The sequence below is a fragment of the Microbacterium sp. DWRC1-3 genome (assembly GCF_049896645.1).
GTDB lineage: Bacteria > Actinomycetota > Actinomycetes > Actinomycetales > Microbacteriaceae > Microbacterium > Microbacterium maritypicum.
Genome location: NZ_JAFCUS010000001.1, coordinates 1,345,793 through 1,362,219, shown reverse-complemented (window position 1 = coordinate 1,362,219; position 16,427 = coordinate 1,345,793). Strand labels below are relative to the sequence as shown.

At 70.9% G+C, this 16,427-nt stretch carries 12 protein-coding genes; 9 read left to right on the top strand and 3 right to left on the bottom strand.

Annotation, left to right across the window (positions count from 1 at the left end; translation table 11 throughout):
* Position 1: 1 nt before the first annotated feature.
* Positions 2 to 988, bottom strand: coding sequence for a Gfo/Idh/MocA family protein (locus ACP699_RS06395; protein ID WP_127482719.1), 987 nt, complete (start codon positions 986 to 988; stop codon positions 2 to 4).
* 104 nt (positions 989 to 1,092) lie between these two features.
* Between ACP699_RS06395 and ACP699_RS06390 the strand changes: the two genes are divergently transcribed.
* From ACP699_RS06390 to ACP699_RS06355, 8 genes are all read left to right on the top strand, one after another.
* Positions 1,093 to 2,505 (top strand): NtaA/DmoA family FMN-dependent monooxygenase, encoded by a 1,413-nt coding sequence (locus ACP699_RS06390; RefSeq protein WP_426170087.1) that lies wholly within the window; start codon positions 1,093 to 1,095, stop codon positions 2,503 to 2,505.
* A gap of 162 nt (positions 2,506 to 2,667) precedes the next feature.
* Positions 2,668 to 4,302, top strand: a complete 1,635-nt coding sequence (locus ACP699_RS06385; protein ID WP_302793030.1) for a TIGR04028 family ABC transporter substrate-binding protein — start codon at positions 2,668 to 2,670, stop codon at positions 4,300 to 4,302.
* A 16-nt stretch (positions 4,303 to 4,318) separates the two neighbouring features.
* Positions 4,319 to 5,299, top strand: a complete 981-nt coding sequence (locus ACP699_RS06380; protein ID WP_302793029.1) for an ABC transporter permease — start codon at positions 4,319 to 4,321, stop codon at positions 5,297 to 5,299.
* Complete coding sequence (locus tag ACP699_RS06375) at positions 5,296 to 6,192, top strand: ABC transporter permease (protein WP_302793028.1); 897 nt, start codon at positions 5,296 to 5,298, stop codon at positions 6,190 to 6,192. The genes ACP699_RS06380 and ACP699_RS06375 overlap by 4 nt, the downstream gene beginning before the upstream one ends.
* A complete protein-coding gene (locus ACP699_RS06370) occupies positions 6,189 to 7,805 on the top strand; it encodes a dipeptide ABC transporter ATP-binding protein (RefSeq protein ID WP_302793027.1) in 1,617 nt (538 codons plus the stop codon). The genes ACP699_RS06375 and ACP699_RS06370 overlap by 4 nt, the downstream gene beginning before the upstream one ends.
* Entirely contained in the window at positions 7,802 to 8,857 is a 1,056-nt protein-coding gene (locus ACP699_RS06365) for a putative FMN-dependent luciferase-like monooxygenase (RefSeq protein WP_127482714.1), read from the top strand. The genes ACP699_RS06370 and ACP699_RS06365 overlap by 4 nt, the downstream gene beginning before the upstream one ends.
* Positions 8,854 to 9,474, top strand: a complete 621-nt coding sequence (locus tag ACP699_RS06360; protein WP_302793026.1) for a CMD domain protein — start codon at positions 8,854 to 8,856, stop codon at positions 9,472 to 9,474. Before ACP699_RS06365 ends, ACP699_RS06360 begins: the two co-directional genes overlap by 4 nt.
* Positions 9,471 to 10,079 carry an alkylhydroperoxidase domain protein gene (locus tag ACP699_RS06355; protein WP_302793025.1) on the top strand — a complete coding sequence of 203 codons (609 nt, stop codon included), beginning with the start codon at positions 9,471 to 9,473 and terminating at the stop codon, positions 10,077 to 10,079. The genes ACP699_RS06360 and ACP699_RS06355 overlap by 4 nt, the downstream gene beginning before the upstream one ends.
* Positions 10,080 to 10,095: 16 nt before the next feature.
* Here ACP699_RS06355 and ACP699_RS06350 read toward each other — a convergent pair whose 3' ends face one another.
* Both ACP699_RS06350 and hrpA read right to left on the bottom strand, forming a co-directional pair.
* Positions 10,096 to 11,040 (bottom strand): quinone oxidoreductase family protein, encoded by a 945-nt coding sequence (locus tag ACP699_RS06350; RefSeq protein WP_288968959.1) that lies wholly within the window; start codon positions 11,038 to 11,040, stop codon positions 10,096 to 10,098.
* A 39-nt stretch (positions 11,041 to 11,079) separates the two neighbouring features.
* A complete protein-coding gene (gene hrpA / locus ACP699_RS06345; RefSeq protein ID WP_302793024.1) occupies positions 11,080 to 15,030 on the bottom strand; it encodes an ATP-dependent RNA helicase HrpA in 3,951 nt (1,316 codons plus the stop codon).
* Positions 15,031 to 15,093: 63 nt separating this feature from the next.
* On the opposite strand from hrpA, the gene ACP699_RS06340 reads away from it, so the two are divergent.
* The gene (locus ACP699_RS06340; RefSeq protein ID WP_302793023.1) at positions 15,094 to 16,296 is read left to right on the top strand and encodes a heparan-alpha-glucosaminide N-acetyltransferase domain-containing protein; all 1,203 of its coding nucleotides are present in this window, start codon (positions 15,094 to 15,096) and stop codon (positions 16,294 to 16,296) included.
* Positions 16,297 to 16,427: the final 131 nt, after the last annotated feature.

The following is a 16,427-nucleotide window of genomic DNA, read 5'->3' as shown; positions in this document are numbered from 1 at the left end:
ATCAGACCTCCTCACGGGGATAGCGGACGCCGATCTGCGCTCTGATCTCATCGAGGGTGCCCATGATCGCGACGCTCTCGGCGATCGGCAGGATGTCGCCCTCGAGGATGCCGTCGCGCACCAGCCGTTCGGCGGCGAGCGCCTGGAACTGCATGCCACGACCGTCGACCTCGGAGGTGTAGCTCTCCTGCACCGTGCCGTCCGGCAGGACCAGACGGAAGGTGGTGGGGCTGTACCAGACGGTGTCGATGTCGATGCGGGCGGCCGTGCCGATGATGCTCGCCACGTTGGGTCCTGCGGCGCGCGACGACGAGAGGCTGGTCGAGACTGCTCCGCCCTCGTGCGTCATCACGGTCGCGACCTCGGAGTCCGCTCCGGTCTCCACGAGCCGACCGACGGCGTGGATGGTGGTCGGTGCGCCGAGGATGTCCCAGATGAAAGAGATCGGGTAGATGCCGAGGTCGAGCAGGGCGCCGCCGCCGAGTTCGAGGGCGTTGAGCCGGTGCGCGGGGTCGGAGGGGAGCAGCTGCGTGTGGTCGGCGCTCACCGCGCGGATCTCGCCGAGGGCGCCGTCGGCGATGAGCTCGCGGATGCGGACCATGTGCGGCAGGTACCGCGTCCACATCGCCTCCATGACCAGCAGGCCGCGTTCGGCCGCGAGCGCCTGCAGGTCTTCCGCCTCTGCCCGATTCAGCGTGAACGCCTTCTCGGCGAGCACGTGCTTGCCGTTCTCGAGCGCGAGCCGGGCGTTCTCATGGTGCATCGGGTGCGGCGTCGACACGTAGACGATGTCGACGTCGGGGTCGGCCACCAGGGCCTCGTACGAGGCGTGTGCGTGGGGGATGTCGAAGCGGGCGGCGAACGCGTCTGCCGACTCCTGTGAGCGGGATCCGACGGCCACGAGGTCGAGCCCCGCAGTTCGCAGATCGGACGCGAATGCGCCGGCGATACCGCCGGTCGCGAGGATTCCCCACCGAAGACCTGTCATGGTCTCAGCGTAGGGGGTGCTCCGGCCGTGACGGACTGTTACATCCCGTGACGCCCGGCATCGGCCCCGTGGCAGCGGCAGCCGAGGGCTCCTACCGTGACGGCATGACCGAACCCCTCATCATCGGCGCCATGGTGCGCACCCTGGGCGCGTACCCCTCGGGCTGGCGTCAGCCCGGTGCGCACCGCGACCCCGCGACCGACGCCGACATCCTGCGCCGCATCGCCCGCGAGGGGGAGGACGCTGGTCTCGACTACCTCTTCTTCGGCGACTGGCTCGCCACAGGCCCGGATCTGGAATTCCGCGACCCGTACCTGCTCGCCCGCATCGACCCCGTGAGTGCCGTGCTCTTCCTCGCCGGTGTGACGTCGCGGATCGGTCTGATCGCGACGGTGAACACGACCTACGCCGACCCGTACACGACCGCGCGCTCGCTGGCCTCGCTCGACGTGCTCACCCGCGGTCGGGCCGGCATCAACCTCGTCACGGGGGCCGAACCGCGAGCCGCGGGCAATCACGGTCGCGACGCGCACGCCGACAACGAGACCCGCTACGACCGGGCGGAGGAGTTCGTGGAGGCGCTGCGGCGGCTGTGGGGTTCGTGGGGAGAGTATGCGTGGATCGCGGATGCCGAACGCGGCGTGCTGATCGACCCGGAAGCGCTCCATGCCGCCGATCTGCAAGGTGCGCACGTGCAGGTCGCCGGTCCGCTCAACGTCGCCCGCCCACCGCAGGGGCAGATCCCGATCGTGCATGCCGGCACGTCGCCGCGGTCGAGGGCGCTCGCGGCCACCGAGGCCGATCTCGCGCTGATCGCCGCGCCCACCCTGGGCGATGCGATCGCCACCCGCCGGCTGCTGCGGGACATCGCTGCCGAAGCCGGGAGGTCTCCCGATGCGCTGAACGTGATCGCCCCGGTGCTCCCCGTCGTCGCGGACACGGATGCCGACGCGCGACGCATCGTGGAGCGTCTGCTCGCCCTGGTGCCCCTCGCCGAGGATCACCAGCGTGCACGGAGGGCTTTCCCGCACGACCGCACCGTCGCCGCGCTCGCCGACGCGTTCGATGTCCCGGCGGACGACCCGCTGCGCTCCGCCGCCTTCGACGCACCGGTGACCGCCGCCGAGGCCGTGCGACTGGGGGAACGCGGCGCCCGGCTGATCGAGCGGCTCGGCCTCATCGCGGGATTGCGCGTGGCCGGAGCGGGCGTCTCCGGATCGGGAGCCGCCGGCGGCGACCCTCTCACGTGGCGGCACCTCGTCGCCGCGCACGCGGTGCCCGCGGCCTTCGTCGTGGGAGATGCCGGGACGATCGCGGATCACTTCGAGACCTGGCGCGACGAGGGCGCCGCGGACGGATTCAACGTGCTGTCGGCCTTCCAACCCGCGCAGTTCGAGGCGTTCGCACGCCAGGCCGCCCCCGAACTGCGCCGTCGTGGACTGCTGCGGAGTGCAAAGGAGAGCGCGGGAGCGACGCTCCGCGATCGCCTGCGCATTTCCTCGTATGTCGACGCGTGACCACGCGTTTCCCCACGCGACATCCGGAGTCCGCCGGCTCGCGCCGCAAGAGCCGCGATTCCTACGGTGAGACCCACCTCACCTCAGCACCGCGCCGCACCACAGCACCGCACCCGCAGCACCGCACTCGCAGCACCGCACCCGAAGCCTGGAGGCCCACCCATGAACCGTCGTCTCATCCGCGTCGCCGCCATCGCGCTGCCGCTCGTCCTCGCCGGCGGCCTCGCCGCCTGCGCGTCGACACCCGCCCCAGCGAACGCGCCCGCCGAGGGGGGAGACCCCGTCGAGGGAGGAACCCTCACCTACCTCGAGCACCAGGCGTACACGAACCTGTACCCGCCCCAGGCCGGCTTCTACCCGAACGGCGGCATCGTGAACAACATCGCGGCCCGTCTCACCTGGCAGAACCCGGACACGCTCGAGATCGAGCCGTGGATCGCCTCCGACTGGACGGTGAACGACGACGCCACCGAGTACACGTTCGATCTCAACCCCGACGTCACGTTCTCGGACGGCACGGTGCTCGACGCCGCGGCCGTGAAGAAGAACTTCGACACCTACGGCCTGGGCGACGCCGAGCGGGGCCTCACGGTCTCGGAGGCGATCAACAACTACGCCAGCAGCGAGGTCGTCGACGAGGACACCGTGACGTTCCGCTTCTCGGCGCCGTCGCCCGGGTTCCTGCAGGCGACCTCCACCATCAACTCGGGTCTGCTGTCGCCGGAGACCCTCGACGGCACGATCGAGGACTTCGGCGCGGGCAACGCCGCCGAGATCATCGGCTCCGGACCCTTCACGGTCACGGGCGAGAAGCTCGGCACCGAGTACACACTCACCGCCCGCGACGACTACGACTGGGGTCCCGACAGCGTCGACAACGACGGCCGCCCCTACCTCGACGCCGTGCACGTGCTGATCACCCCCGAGGACTCGGTGCGCATCGGCTCGCTGCTGGCAGGCCAGGCCGACTACGTCCGCTACGTGCAGGCGTTCGACGAGGACCGCGTCGAGAGCGCCGGCTTCACGCTCTACGCCCCGCAGACCCGCGGCGTGAACAACTCCATCGCCCTGCGGCCCGAGAATCCGCTGCTCACCGACATCCGCGTGCGACAGGCCCTCATCGCCGCGGTGAACGCCCAGGAGGTCGTCGACACCCTGTTCACGGAGAACTATCCGGTGGCGACCTCGGTGCTGTCGTCCCAGGCCCTCGGCTACAAGGACGAGTCGGAGCACTACGCGTACGACCCGAAGAAGGCGGAGAAGCTGCTCGACGAGGCCGGATGGACGCCCGGCGCCGACGGCATCCGCGAGAAGGACGGGGAGCGCCTCTCGATCACGGTGTACGAGGCGAAGCCCCAGCCGCTGTCGAAGCAGACCCTCGAACTCGTCGCGCAGCAGCTCGCGAAGGTGGGCGTCGAGCTCTCGATCAAGCCCGGCGATGCCGGCAGCTACGCCGAAGACACCCGCGACCCGCTGAAGACCGGCTTCTACCACTCCATGGTCGGCCGGGCGGATCTCGACGTGATCAAGAGCCAGTACTTCACGAAGAACCGCGACGTGCTGATCTCGAACGACGCGAAGCTCGACGAGCTGCTGCTCGCCGTGGCATCGGAGCCCGACGCCGACGCGCGCGTCGCCGCGTCCCAGGCCGTGCAGGACTACATCGCCGAGCAGGCCTATGTGATCCCGCTGTTCGAGGAGCCGCAGGTGTACGGCACCGCGACCTCCGTGCACGGCGTCGCCTTCGAGTCGGTGGGACGCCCCACGTTCTCCGGCGTCTGGCTCGCCGAGCACTGATCGGCACGGTGCTTCGATGACGTTCGTCCTCCGACGAGCCGGGCAGGCCGCGATCGTTCTGATCGCGGCCTTCACGGCCACCTTCTTCCTGCTGCAGCTGCTGCCGGGCGATGCGATCCTGATCAAGTTCTCCGACCCCAGCCTCGGGCTGTCGCCGGACCAGCTTGACAGCATCCGCACCACCTACGGCGCCGATCTGCCCTGGTGGGAGCAGTACGTGCATGCGGGCCTCGGCTTCTTCGCCGGGGACTTCGGCTTCTCGACGCAGTTCGGCACGCCCGTGCTGACGATGCTCACCGAGGCGCTTCCCGCGACTCTGCTGCTCGCATCGCTCGGACTCGTCGTCGCCCTGCTGCTGGCCGTCCTGATCGCCGGGCTCTCCTGGCTCGCCCCCTTCGCCTGGCTGCGCGACGGCCTCCGCCAGGTGCCGGGGCTGTTCGTGGCGGTGCCGGTGTTCTGGCTCGGCATCCTGCTCATCCAGGTGTTCTCGTTCGGACTCGGCTGGGTGCCCATCGTCGGAGCCGACCCGGTGAGCGGGCTCGTCCTTCCCGTGCTGACCCTCGCCGTGCCGATCTCGGCCCCGCTCGCCCAGGTGCTGGTCCGCGCGATCGACCAGGTGCAGGCGCAGCCGTTCATCACCGTAGTGCGGGCGAAGGGCGCCCCGCCGCTGTGGGTGCTCACGCGCTCGGTGGCCCGCAACGCCGCCGTGCCGACCCTCACGATCGCCGGAGTGCTGTTCGGCGAACTCGTCGGGGGAGCAGTCGTGACCGAGACCGTCTTCGGACGCACGGGCATCGGCCGCCTCACCGAGCAGGCCGTCGCGAACCAGGACATCCCGGTGCTGCAGGGCGTCGTGCTGCTCTCGGCCCTCGGCTTCGTGGTGATCAGCTTCGCGGTCGATCTCGTCACCCCTCTCATCGACCCCCGTCAGCGCACGCTCTCGCGCTCCACCGCATCCGCCGCCTCGCGACCCGCACCCCAGGAGGTGTCCGCATGACCGCTCCCGTGATCGCCCAGACGAGCGTCGACCCCGACGTCGTCGCGGCGCCGGTCGTTCCGGAGGGCACGCAGCCGCATCGCTCGGGTGGTCGTCTGCGCCGCCGCGGGTGGGGGCTGTATCTGGCCTTCGCCGTGGTCGCCGTCGCCGTGCTCTGGGCCGTCGTCCCCGGGGTGTTCGCGCCCGGTGACCCGCTCACCGGCGTGCCGGCGGACAAGCTGCTGGCCCCGAGCGCCGCGCACTGGTTCGGCACCGACACCCTCGGCCGCGACCTGTTCGGCCGTGTGGTCCACGGCGCCGTGCACTCGCTCTCGGGCGCGCTGATCGCCGTCACCGTCGGTCTCGCCCTCGGCACGGTGCTCGGCGCGATCGCCGGAGCCGTTGGTGGCGTGGTCGACGACGTCCTGATGCGGATCGTCGACGTGCTGCTCGCGATCCCCGGGCTGCTGCTGTCGCTCTCGGTGATCATCCTGCTCGGATTCGGCACGGTCAACGCCGCCCTCGCGGTCGGCCTCGGCAGCGTGGCGGCCTTCGCACGTCTGATGCGCGCCGAGGTCGCCCGCGTACGGCGCACCGAGTACGTCGAGGCGGCCTTCGGCAGCGGTGCCACGTTCTTCGCAGCCCTCCGCCGACACGTGCTGCCCAACTCCCTCACCCCGATCGTCGCGCTCGCCGCCCTGCAGTTCGGCACCGCGATCCTCGCGATCTCGACCCTCGGCTTCCTCGGCTACGGCGCCCCGCCGCCCACCCCGGAATGGGGCCTGCTGATCGCCGAGGGCCGCAACTACGTGGGCACCGCCTGGTGGCTCACCGCGCTCCCCGGTCTCGTCGTCGTCGCGGTCGTGCTCAGCGCCAACCGCATCAGCCACCGCATCGGAAGGAGGACGCGATGAGCGTTCTGGCAGCGTCGGATCTGCGGATCTCCTACAACGGCAGGGAAGTCGTGCACGGCATCTCGTTCGAGATCGAGGAAGGCGAGACGCTCGCCCTGGTCGGCGAGTCGGGATCGGGCAAGTCCACGACCGCCCATGCGATCCTCGGTCTCCTGCCCTCCGGCGGCACGGTCGACGGAGGCAGCGTGGTGCTCGGAAACCTCGACATCTCGGGATGGACCGATCGCGCGCTGCGGGGCATCCGCGGTGCGGAGATCGGTCTGGTGCCGCAGGACCCCACCACCTCCCTCGACCCCGTGCGTCCGATCGGGGCGCAGGTCGAGGAGATCCTGCGCCTGCACGGACATCGGGACCGGCGCTCGCGTCGCGCACGGGTGATCGAGCTGCTCGACCGCGTCGGCATCGACGACCCGGATCTGCGGGCACGGCAGTACCCGCACGAGCTCTCCGGCGGCATGCGTCAGCGGGTGCTGATCGCCACGGCGATCGCGCTGCGGCCCCGTCTGCTGATCGCGGACGAGCCGACCAGTGCGCTCGATGCCACCGTGCAGCGCACCGTGCTCGATCTGCTCGACGAACTCCAGCGCGAGGAGGGCACCAGCATCCTGCTCGTGACCCATGATCTCGGTGTGGCTGCGGACCGTGCCGAGCGTCTCGTCGTGCTCAAGGACGGACGGATCGTGGAACAGGGGCCGAGCGAGGCGGTGCTGGCCGCGCCCTCCGATCCCTACACGCGACAGCTGCTCGCCGATGCTCCGGCGTTCGCGACCGGATTCCGTCGGCCCGAGGCCCCGCCGTTCCTGCGCGATGCGGCGGCCGTGGCGGCGGAGAACCCCTACGCGATCGTGGCCGAGGGGCTCGTGAAGGAGTTCCGGGTGGCGGGGCGCGAGCGGTTCCGCGCGGTGGACGACGTCTCGTTCCGTGTGCGCCGGGGCACCACCCACGCGCTCGTGGGGGAGTCGGGCTCGGGCAAGACCACCACGGCGCGGCTGATCACGCGATTCCACCAGCCCGACGCCGGGGCCATCGAGGTCGCGGGAGAAGACGTCACGCACGCGAAGCGCGAGCAGCTGCGCGCTCTGCGCCGACGCGTGCAGCTGGTCTACCAGAACCCCTTCGCCTCATTGGATCCCCGTCAGCAGATCGTCGACATCGTCGCGGAGCCGCTGCAGAACTTCCGCGTCGGCTCGCGTGCCGAGCGCAGGGAGCGGGCGCTCGCCCTCCTCGACCGGGTCTCGCTGCCCGCCGACATCGCACGCCGCACCCCGCGCGAACTCTCGGGCGGACAGCGGCAGCGCGTCGCGATCGCCAGGGCCCTCGCGATCGATCCGGAGGTCGTGGTGCTCGACGAGGCCGTGTCGGCGCTGGATGTCACGGTGCAGGCACGCATCCTCGAACTGCTCACCTCGTTGCAGGCGGAGCTCGCGCTCACATACCTGTTCATCTCGCACGACCTCGCCGTCGTGCGCAGGATCAGCCACACGGTCTCGGTCATGCGCCGTGGCCGGATCGTGGAGGAGGGACAGACGGAGGACCTCTTCCGCGATCCGCAGCACGAGTACACCAGGGAGCTGCTGGCCGCGGTCCCCGGACGAACGGAGAACCTCGTATGACCACCGCCCCCACCGTCGCCTTCTTCACCCGCCTGCTCGACGACGCGTCCGCGGCTTCGCGGTACGCGCTGGCGACCGCACAGATCCAGCAGGCGGAGCGGCACGGGATCGGGAGGGCCTGGGTCGCCCAGCATCACTTCCACGCGGCGGAGGGAGGCCTGCCGTCGCCGCTCGTCTTCCTCGCGCACGTGGCCGCCGCGACCAGGGACATCCGCCTCGGCACCGGGGTGATCACCCTGCCCTTGGAGGATCCGGTGCGCGTGGCCGAAGACGCCGCTGTCGCCGATCTGCTCTCCGGGGGGCGTGTGGATCTGGGACTCGGCAGCGGCGGCACCCCCTCGTCGTTCGTGCCCTTCGGGGAGGACGTGCGCGACAAGGCGCCGACCTACGACCGCAAGCTGCGAACACTGCTCGACGGCCTCGCCGGGCGCGACATCGGCGCGGGCAACACGCTCTACCCTGATGCCGGCGACCTCGCCGACCGCATCTGGCAGGCCACCTTCTCGGCTCCCGGCGGGCACCGTGCCGGGGTGCACGGACACGGTCTGCTGCTCTCCCGCACGCAGCCGCGCCGCGCCGACCGCCTGCACGCGCCGTTGTCGGAACTGCAGGACCCGATCATCGACGCGTACCTCGACGCTCTGCCGGAGGGAGCGACTCCGAGGATCACCGCCTCACGCACCGTGTTCGTCGCGGACGACCGTGCCGAGGCGCTGCGGTTCGCCGAGGTCGGGCTGCGCCGGGCAGCGGAGGGCTTCCGCCGGCAGGGTCAGACGATCCCCGGCGACAGCATCGACGAACTGATCGCCGCCCTCGATACGCACCTGGGCACGCCCGAAGACGTGGCGGAGTCTCTCGCCGCCGACCGCACCCTCGCCCGGGCGACCGAGGTGGCATTCCAGGTGCACTCGGTCGACGCACCGCATGAGCACGTGCTGCGCTCGATCGCCCTCTTCGCCGACGAGGTCGCTCCCGCCCTCGGCTATGCCCTCAGTCCCACCCCGCACAGAACCAGTGCCGATGAGAACCTCACCCTGAAGGAGAACGCATGACCGACGACATCGTGGACCGCATCGTGGAGGTGACGCCGGAGCTGGATGCCCTGCGTCGTCGCCGTCCTGTCACCAGGGAGCAGCTGCAGGCGAGCTTCGACGCCATCTTCCGGCCGGTCACGGTCGCGCACGTCTCGCAGGCGGAGCGCGAGCTCGTCGCGGCCTTCGCGACCGGGCTGGCCGGAGCCGATGACGCGACCGCGGTGTTCTACGCCGTCCGTGCACGGGAGACGGACTCGCAGCGGGCGCGCGTCGTGTTGGCGGAGGCGGCCGATTCAGCCGTGCGCGGTCCGTTCGGCGCCTACACCGAGCTCGGCCTGCAGAACGAGAACACCGAGGGTGAGCGGTACGAGCCCGCCGGCGCCGTCACCGCGGTCATCGGCGAGCGCCTCGCCGCCGCGCTCGCGCACACGCATCTGCTCGTGTTCCGCCCTCGTGAGGCCTCGGGTGCCGACCTCGGACGCCTGCTGGACGCCGGATGGTCGGCGGACGGGATCGTGACGTTGTCGCAGCTGGTGTCGTTCCTCGCCTTCCAGCAGCGCGTGGTCACCGGGCTTCGGGTGCTCGCTGCCGCAGGGCTCGCCCGGACCGCACTCTCCGAGGAGGAAGCAGCATGACCATCGAACAGACCGTGCTCCGTCACGACGACGCCCCGCACCCGCACGCCTTCACCCGCGGCGAGGTCGGCTGGGTCCCGCACCTGGAACCTCTCGCGGAGGAGGAGCTGACCGCGCGGCACTACGACGGTCTCGTCGACGCCGCGCGGGCGAAGAACGACTACTTCCGACTGCTGGCTCGCGACCCCGAGGTACTCAAGGCACGCACGTTGGTGGACAAGGACATCTTCTACAACGCTGCGGAGGGCCTCCCACGTGCGGACCGCGAGCTGGCGGCCACGGCGGCATCGCGTCGCAACGGCTGCGTCTTCTGCGCCTCGGTGCACTCTCGATTCGCCGCGCACCACAGCAGGCGCACAGAAGACGTCGACCTGCTGCTGGAAGAGGGCGTCGATGCCGACCTGGGCGCGCGCTGGAACGCGATCGTCGCGGCATCCGTCGCCCTCACCGACACGCCCAGCGCGTTCGGCGAGGAGGAGATCGCGCGACTGCGCGCGGCAGGACTCGACGATCTGGAGGTCGCCGACGTCATCCACGGCGCCGCGTTCTTCAACTGGGCGAACCGGCTGATGCTGTCGATCGGACGGCCGGTGGCTCCGGCCTGATCCGGAACGGCTGCCGCTACGGCAGCAGGATGATCTTGCCCGAGGCGGCGCCGGATTCCATGAGCTCATGGGCCCGCGCCGCTTCGGCGAGCGGCAGCTGCGGTCCGAGCTCGATCGTGAAGTCCCCGGCATCCAGGAGCGCGATCGTCTCGGGCAGGGCCTCGGCACGCCAGGCGAGTTCCTGCGCGGTCAACGGCACGGGGGAGCCGCCGGAGAAGGCGCGGATGCCGAAGGATGCGGCATCCGGCCCCCGCACGATCGTCGCGATGCGATCGCGGTCGGCCACCAGGGCGAGGGAGGTCTCGATCGCCTCGTCGGTGCCCGCGCAATCGAGTGCCACCGTGACGGGGGACGACGCGGCCGCACGGACCCGGTCGAGCAGGCCGTCGCCGTACGCCACGGGGAGGGCGCCGAGCTCGCGCAGCTGGTCGTGGCGTGCGGGGCTGCCGGTCGCGATCACGGTCGCACCCCAGGCGACCGCGAACTGCACGGCCGCTTGACCGACCGCTCCGGAGCCTCCGTGCACGAGCAGCACGTCGCCTTCGGTCACCCCGAGCGAGCGCAGTGCCTGGTAGGCGGTGCCGGCGGGGATGCCGATTCCGGCGCCTTCGGCGGTGGTGACGGAGTCGGGGAGCTTGGCGAGGTTCTCGGTCGGGATGGCGAGCGCCGAGGAATAGGTGCCGTGCCCGTCGCGGATGGCGACCCGGTCGCCGACGGCGAAGTCGTCGACGCCCTCACCGAGCGCTTCGATGACGCCGGCGCCGTCGAAGCCGACCGGACGCGGCTCGGTGATCGGCGGCGACGGGCGCTTGCCGCCGCGCAGCTTGGCGTCGATCGGGTTCGCCCCTGCCGCTTCGATGCGCACGACGACCTCGCCCCGTGCCGCAACGGGATCGGGGACCTCGATCAGATGCAGGACAGCGGGGGAGCCGATTTCGGTGTACACGATCGCGCGAGCCATGCGCTCAAGGCTACCCGCGGCGGGCCGAGCGGTCGCGGATCAGCGCCCCGACAGCGCCTTCATGATGCGCTGCGGCGACACCGGCTGCGCGGTGCCCAGTCGCTGTGCGAAGACGCTCACCCGATACTCCTCCAGCAGCCAGCGCACCTCGACGAGTGCGGGTGTCGCGTCGGCGGGGAGCGGGACCGTGCCGCCCGCGTCTTCGAAGGCCTTCGCCATCCGCTCGTACTCGGTCATGCGCGCGCGGTCCTTGCCGGGTTCGCTGGAGAGGGTCTTCAGCCGGTCGAGCATCCCCTCCAGGTATCGGGGGAACTGCGTGAGACGGTCGGCGCCGGCGGCGGAGACGAACCCGGGGTGCAGCAGGCCGCTCAGCTGGGTGCGGATGTCGTTGAGGGGCCCGAGCAGGGCGAGCGAGTTCTGCGACTTGATGCCGCGCTCGACGTCGCGGGACTTGGTGAGGATGCGGGCGACCAGGGAGACGCACGCGAAGAGCTCGTCGACGAGGACGGAGGAGACCGCGTCGCGCACCCGCGCGAAGTCCGCCTCGTTGCGCACGATCCCGTCGGGCACGAGACCCTCGATGACCTTGCGCGCGACCGCCGCGCGGCAGTCCTCGATGAGGGCGGCGGCGGAGGGGTAGGGCGAGGCGGCAAGCGCCAGCTTCTCCTGGCTGGTGAGGTGCTCCTGCACGTAGGAGGAGGGCGAGGGAACGCCGAGCAGCACGAGCCGCAGCACGCCGTCGCGCGTGGCGGCAGCGGCGGCATCCGGGGTGGATTCGACGCGTACCGAAACGGTCTTGCCCTGGTCGACGATGGCCGGATACCCCCGCACGACGCCGCCGGCGACGCGGGTGTCGAGCACCTCGGGTAGGTCGCCGAAGGTCCAGGCGGTGAGGCCCGTCTGCTCGAGCGGTGCGGCGGCCACGCGCTCGACGCCGCCGCGTTCGGCTCCGCGGCCCGCTCGAGGCGTACCGGCGCGCGCAGGGGCGGCGATCGATCGGGCGACGCTGCTGCGTGCGCGGTCGGAGAGCTGGGCCTGCAGGGCACGCAGATCGCGCCCCGAGCCGACGATCCTGCCTCGCTCGTCCACGGCGCGGAAGTTCATGCGCAGGTGCGGCGGCACCCGCTCGTCGTCGAAGTCGGCGGCGGAGACCAGCTGATTCGCGAGCGGTTGGATGCGGCGGGCGAGGGCCTCTTTGAGCGTGCGCGGCGGCAGGCCGCCGTGCGACTCCGGTCCCTCCTCGACCAGCTCTGCACCGAACTTCTCGGCCCAATCGGCCGCGGGGACGACATGGCGGCGGATCGCCTTGGGGAGGGCGCGCAGAAGCCCGGTCACGAGTTCGGCGCGCAGGCCAGGAACCTGCCAGTCGAAGCCGCGGTCCTCGATCTGCGCGAGCAGCGGCAGCGGCACGACCACGCTCACACCGTCGTCGTCGGCGCCGGGCTCGAACCGGTACGCGAGGCCGAGCACCTGGTCGCCCTGCGTCCACCGCGTCGGGAACTCGCGCTGATCCGCTCGTTCCTCGTCATCGATCAGGTCGCTCTCGCGCATCACGAGCAGCTTCGGCGTCGTGGCCATCGCCTCGCGCCACCAGCTCTCGAACGAGCGCACGTCGAACACATCGGTGGGGATGCGTTCGTCGTAGAACCGGAAGACGGCTTCGTCGCCGGCGAGGATGTCGCGGCGGCGCTCGCGCTCCTCGAGCTTCTCGAGGCGTTTGCGCAATTCGGCGTTGCTGCGCCAGAAGGCGCTCACCCGCTTGTCGATCCGTGTCGGATCCCACTCGCCCTCGACGAGCGCATGCCGCACGAACAGCTCTCGCGAGGCGGCCCGGTCGATGCGGGCGAACTGCACGCGCCGACGCGGGATGATCTCGAGCCCGAACAGCGTCACCTTCTCGAAGGCGACCGCGGCGCCGGCATCCTTCGACCAGTGCGGCTCGGTCACCTGTCGCTTGGCGAGGTCGCCGGCGAGCGGCTCGGCCCAGGCGGGATCGATCGCGGCGACCGTGCGCGCGAACGTGCGCGAGGTCTCGACGATCTCGGCGGCGATCACCGCGCGCGGGCTCTTCTTGCGCAGCCCCGACCCGGGGAAGATCGAGAAGCGGATGCCGCGGGCGCCGCGGTACTCCGCGACACGACGGCCCTTCGGCTCCTTGGCGGGGGAGTGCGATCTACCCGCAGGTGCGGTGCGCTCGTCGAGGATGCCGATCTGCGAGAGCAGACCCGACAGCAGGGCGCGGTGGATGGCGTCGGGGTCGCTGGTCGCGTCGCCCTCATCCGTGCGGGCTTCGTCGCGCCGCCGGTCCGGTGTCTTCACGAGCGTGCGCAGCTGGCGATGCACGTCGAACCACTCGCGCACCCGCACGTAGTTGAGGTGCTCGGAGCGGCACAGCCGGCGGAAGGCGCTCGAGCCGAGTTCGCGCTGCTGCTCGCGCAGGTGGTTCCACAGATTCAGCAGGGTGAGGAAGTCACTGGTCGGGTCGACGAATCGCGCGTGCAGACGGTCGGCCTCCTCCCGGCGTTCCTCCGGCCGCTCGCGCACGTCCTGGATCGTCATGCCCGAGACGATCGCGAGCACGTCGCGCGTCACGGTGCCGCCGGAACCGGCCCGACCGGCTTCGATCAGCATGCGTGCGAACCGCGGGTCGATCGGCATGCGCGAGATGTCGCGACCCGTGCGGGTGAGGTGCGGGGCGCCGTCGCGGCGGGACGGCTCGACCGCTCCGAGCTCGGTGAGCAGGTCGAACGCAGCCTTCACGCCGCGGGAGTCGGGCGGGGTGAGGAAGGGGAACGCCGTGATGTCGCCGAAGCCGAGCGAGAGCATCTGCAGGATGACCGAGGCCAGAGAGGTGCGCAGGATCTCGGGCTCGGTGTATTCCGGCCGCTTGGCGTAGTCCTCTTCCGAGTAGAGGCGGATGGCGATGCCGTCGCTGGTTCGGCCCGCGCGGCCCGAACGCTGATTCGCCGAGGCCTGCGAGACGGCCTCGATCGGCAGCCGCTGCACCTTGGAGCGATTGCTGTACCGGGAGATGCGTGCGGTGCCGGTGTCGATCACGTACTTGATGCCGGGGACGGTGAGGCTCGTCTCGGCGACGTTGGTGGCGAGGATCACCCGGCGGCGCACCCCGGCCACCCGGCTGCGCTCGAACACCCGGTGCTGATCGGCGGCGGAGAGGCGTCCGAACAGGGGCAGCACCTCGGTGGGGGCGCGGTCGTTCGCATAGGCGCCGCGAACGGCGTCGGCGGCATCACGGATCTCGGCCTCGCCGGGGAGGAAGACGAGCACGTCGCCCGGCGCCTCGCGGTCGAGCTCGCGCAGCGCGGCGACGATGGCCGAGACCTCGTCCTCCGGCTCGGCCGGCTCAGCCTCGTCGTCCGCATCCTCGACCGGACCGCGATAGCGGATCTCCACCGGGTAGGTGCGTCCCGAGACCTCGATGATCGGTGCCGGCGTCCCGTCGGAGGCGGCGAAGTGCTTCGCGAAGCTCTCCGGATCGATCGTCGCCGAGGTGATGATCACCTTGAGGTCGGGGCGCTCCGGGAGGATGCGGGCCAGGTAGCCGAGCAGGAAGTCGACGTTGAGGGAGCGCTCGTGCGCCTCGTCGATGATGATCGTGTCGTAGCGCGTGAGCAGCCGGTCGCGGTGGATCTCGTTGAGCAGGATGCCGTCGGTCATCAGGGCGATGCGGGTGGCGTCGGACACCTTGTCGGTGAAGCGCACCTTGTAGCCGACGAGCGTGCCCAGCTCGACCTGGAGCTCTTCCGCTACCCGTTCCGCGATCGTGCGGGCGGCGAGACGCCGGGGTTGGGTGTGCGCGATGCGCTCGCGCCCCAGCTCGAGCGCGATCTTCGGCAGCTGCGTGGTCTTGCCCGAGCCCGTCGCACCGGCGACGATCACGACCTGGTGGTCGCGGATGGCATCGGAGATCTCGGCCCTGGCCGCACTGACCGGCAGCTCCGGGGGATAGGAGATCACAGGGGAGGACATAGCCCTCCATCGTATGCCGGGATCGGGCATGTGCACGCCGATGTCAGCCCCTACGATCGGGGGGTGATCACTGCTCTCGCTCCCGTCCGGTGGTTCCATGAGTTCGGACGACCCCCGCGCATCCTCGGCCTCGACATCGCCAGGGGGCTGGCGATCCTCGGCATGGCCGGAGCGCACATCGGCGAGACCGAGCCGTTCCAGTGGCTCGACCCGGCCACCTGGACCGATCTGGTGCACGGACGCTCCTCGATCCTCTTCGCGGTGCTCGCCGGCATCTCGATCGCCCTGATGACCGGGCGCAGCACCCTCCCCGAGCGGGAGCGCGTCCCGAGCATCCGGCTGAATCTGATCGGCCGGGGCGCGGTGATCTTCGTGATCGGTCTGGCCTTGGAGATGCTGAACACCCCGATCGCGGTGATCCTCACGCTCTACGGCTTGCTCTACGTCGCGGTCCTCCCGTTCCTGCGCTGGCGGCCCTGGCAGCTGCTGGCGGGAGCCGGGGTGCTCGCGCTCCTTGGCCCCGCGCTGCTCGCGTTCCTGAACGCGGTGATGCTCAACCCCTACGGTTCCGGCATCGGGTTCGTGCTGTACGGCACCTATCCGATCACCGTCTGGATGGCCCTGGTGCTGGCGGGCATGGCGCTCGGGCGCCTGAACATCGGGCAGCTGCGCACCGCGGTGGCGGCTCTCGGCATCGGCGTCGCACTGATGGTGGTCGGATACGGCCTGGGAGGCATCGGACAGGCAGCGGGTATCACCGGTGCCGTCGGCGGCAGCTCGTCCGCTGCGGAGCTCTCCTCGAGCGGCGGCTCGATCATCGACGGCGGTTCCGGCAGTTGGGCTCCGCCGGCCGGGTGGGAGGACTATCCGCAGGCGCTCGCCGCGTCCGACCCGCTTCGCGCCGTTCTCACGGCGGTCTTCGCGGTCGACCCGCACAGCGGCGGCACGGCCGAGATCCTCGGATCCGGCGGCTTCGCGCTCACGATCATCGCGCTGTGTCTGCTGCTGAGCAGGCCCCTGCGCTGGGCGCTGCTCCCACTCGGTGCGCTCGGTTCCATGCCGTTGACGGCATACAGCGCGCACGTCCTCTCGATCATGGTGGTCGGCGGGCCGGGCGGGTTCTTCTCCAGCAACGCCTTCTGGGCCGCGACCGCGATCGGGTTGCTCGTGATCACGACGCTCTGGTCGATGTTCTTCGGACGGGGGCCGCTCGAACGCCTGGTCGGACGAGGAGCGGCGGCGATGGCGGCGGTGCCCCGGCGCTGAGCCGGTCGGCGCCGGGCCTCCCGGAAGCCGAGAGGGGCGATGTGCTAGCGTGGGAGCGCGCACGCTGTCTGGCGTTCGCGACCGACCCGCATTTCGGGTCGGACTGGGGAGTTCTGAACTGGGGAGTTCAC

Excerpts from the sequence above, each read along its gene's own strand:
- hrpA (WP_302793024.1), bottom strand. The coding sequence starts at position 15,030 with ATGTCCTCCCCTGTGATCTCCTATCCCCCGGAGCTGCCGGTCAGTGCG.
- ACP699_RS06390 (WP_426170087.1), top strand. The coding sequence starts at position 1,093 with ATGACCGAACCCCTCATCATCGGCGCCATGGTGCGCACCCTGGGCGCG.
- ACP699_RS06350 (WP_288968959.1), bottom strand. The coding sequence starts at position 11,040 with ATGGCTCGCGCGATCGTGTACACCGAAATCGGCTCCCCCGCTGTCCTG.
- ACP699_RS06355 (WP_302793025.1), top strand. The coding sequence starts at position 9,471 with ATGACCATCGAACAGACCGTGCTCCGTCACGACGACGCCCCGCACCCG.
- ACP699_RS06365 (WP_127482714.1), top strand. The coding sequence starts at position 7,802 with ATGACCACCGCCCCCACCGTCGCCTTCTTCACCCGCCTGCTCGACGAC.
- ACP699_RS06380 (WP_302793029.1), top strand. The coding sequence starts at position 4,319 with ATGACGTTCGTCCTCCGACGAGCCGGGCAGGCCGCGATCGTTCTGATC.
- ACP699_RS06385 (WP_302793030.1), top strand. The coding sequence starts at position 2,668 with ATGAACCGTCGTCTCATCCGCGTCGCCGCCATCGCGCTGCCGCTCGTC.
- ACP699_RS06395 (WP_127482719.1), bottom strand. The coding sequence starts at position 988 with ATGACAGGTCTTCGGTGGGGAATCCTCGCGACCGGCGGTATCGCCGGC.
- ACP699_RS06375 (WP_302793028.1), top strand. The coding sequence starts at position 5,296 with ATGACCGCTCCCGTGATCGCCCAGACGAGCGTCGACCCCGACGTCGTC.
- ACP699_RS06360 (WP_302793026.1), top strand. The coding sequence starts at position 8,854 with ATGACCGACGACATCGTGGACCGCATCGTGGAGGTGACGCCGGAGCTG.
- ACP699_RS06370 (WP_302793027.1), top strand. The coding sequence starts at position 6,189 with ATGAGCGTTCTGGCAGCGTCGGATCTGCGGATCTCCTACAACGGCAGG.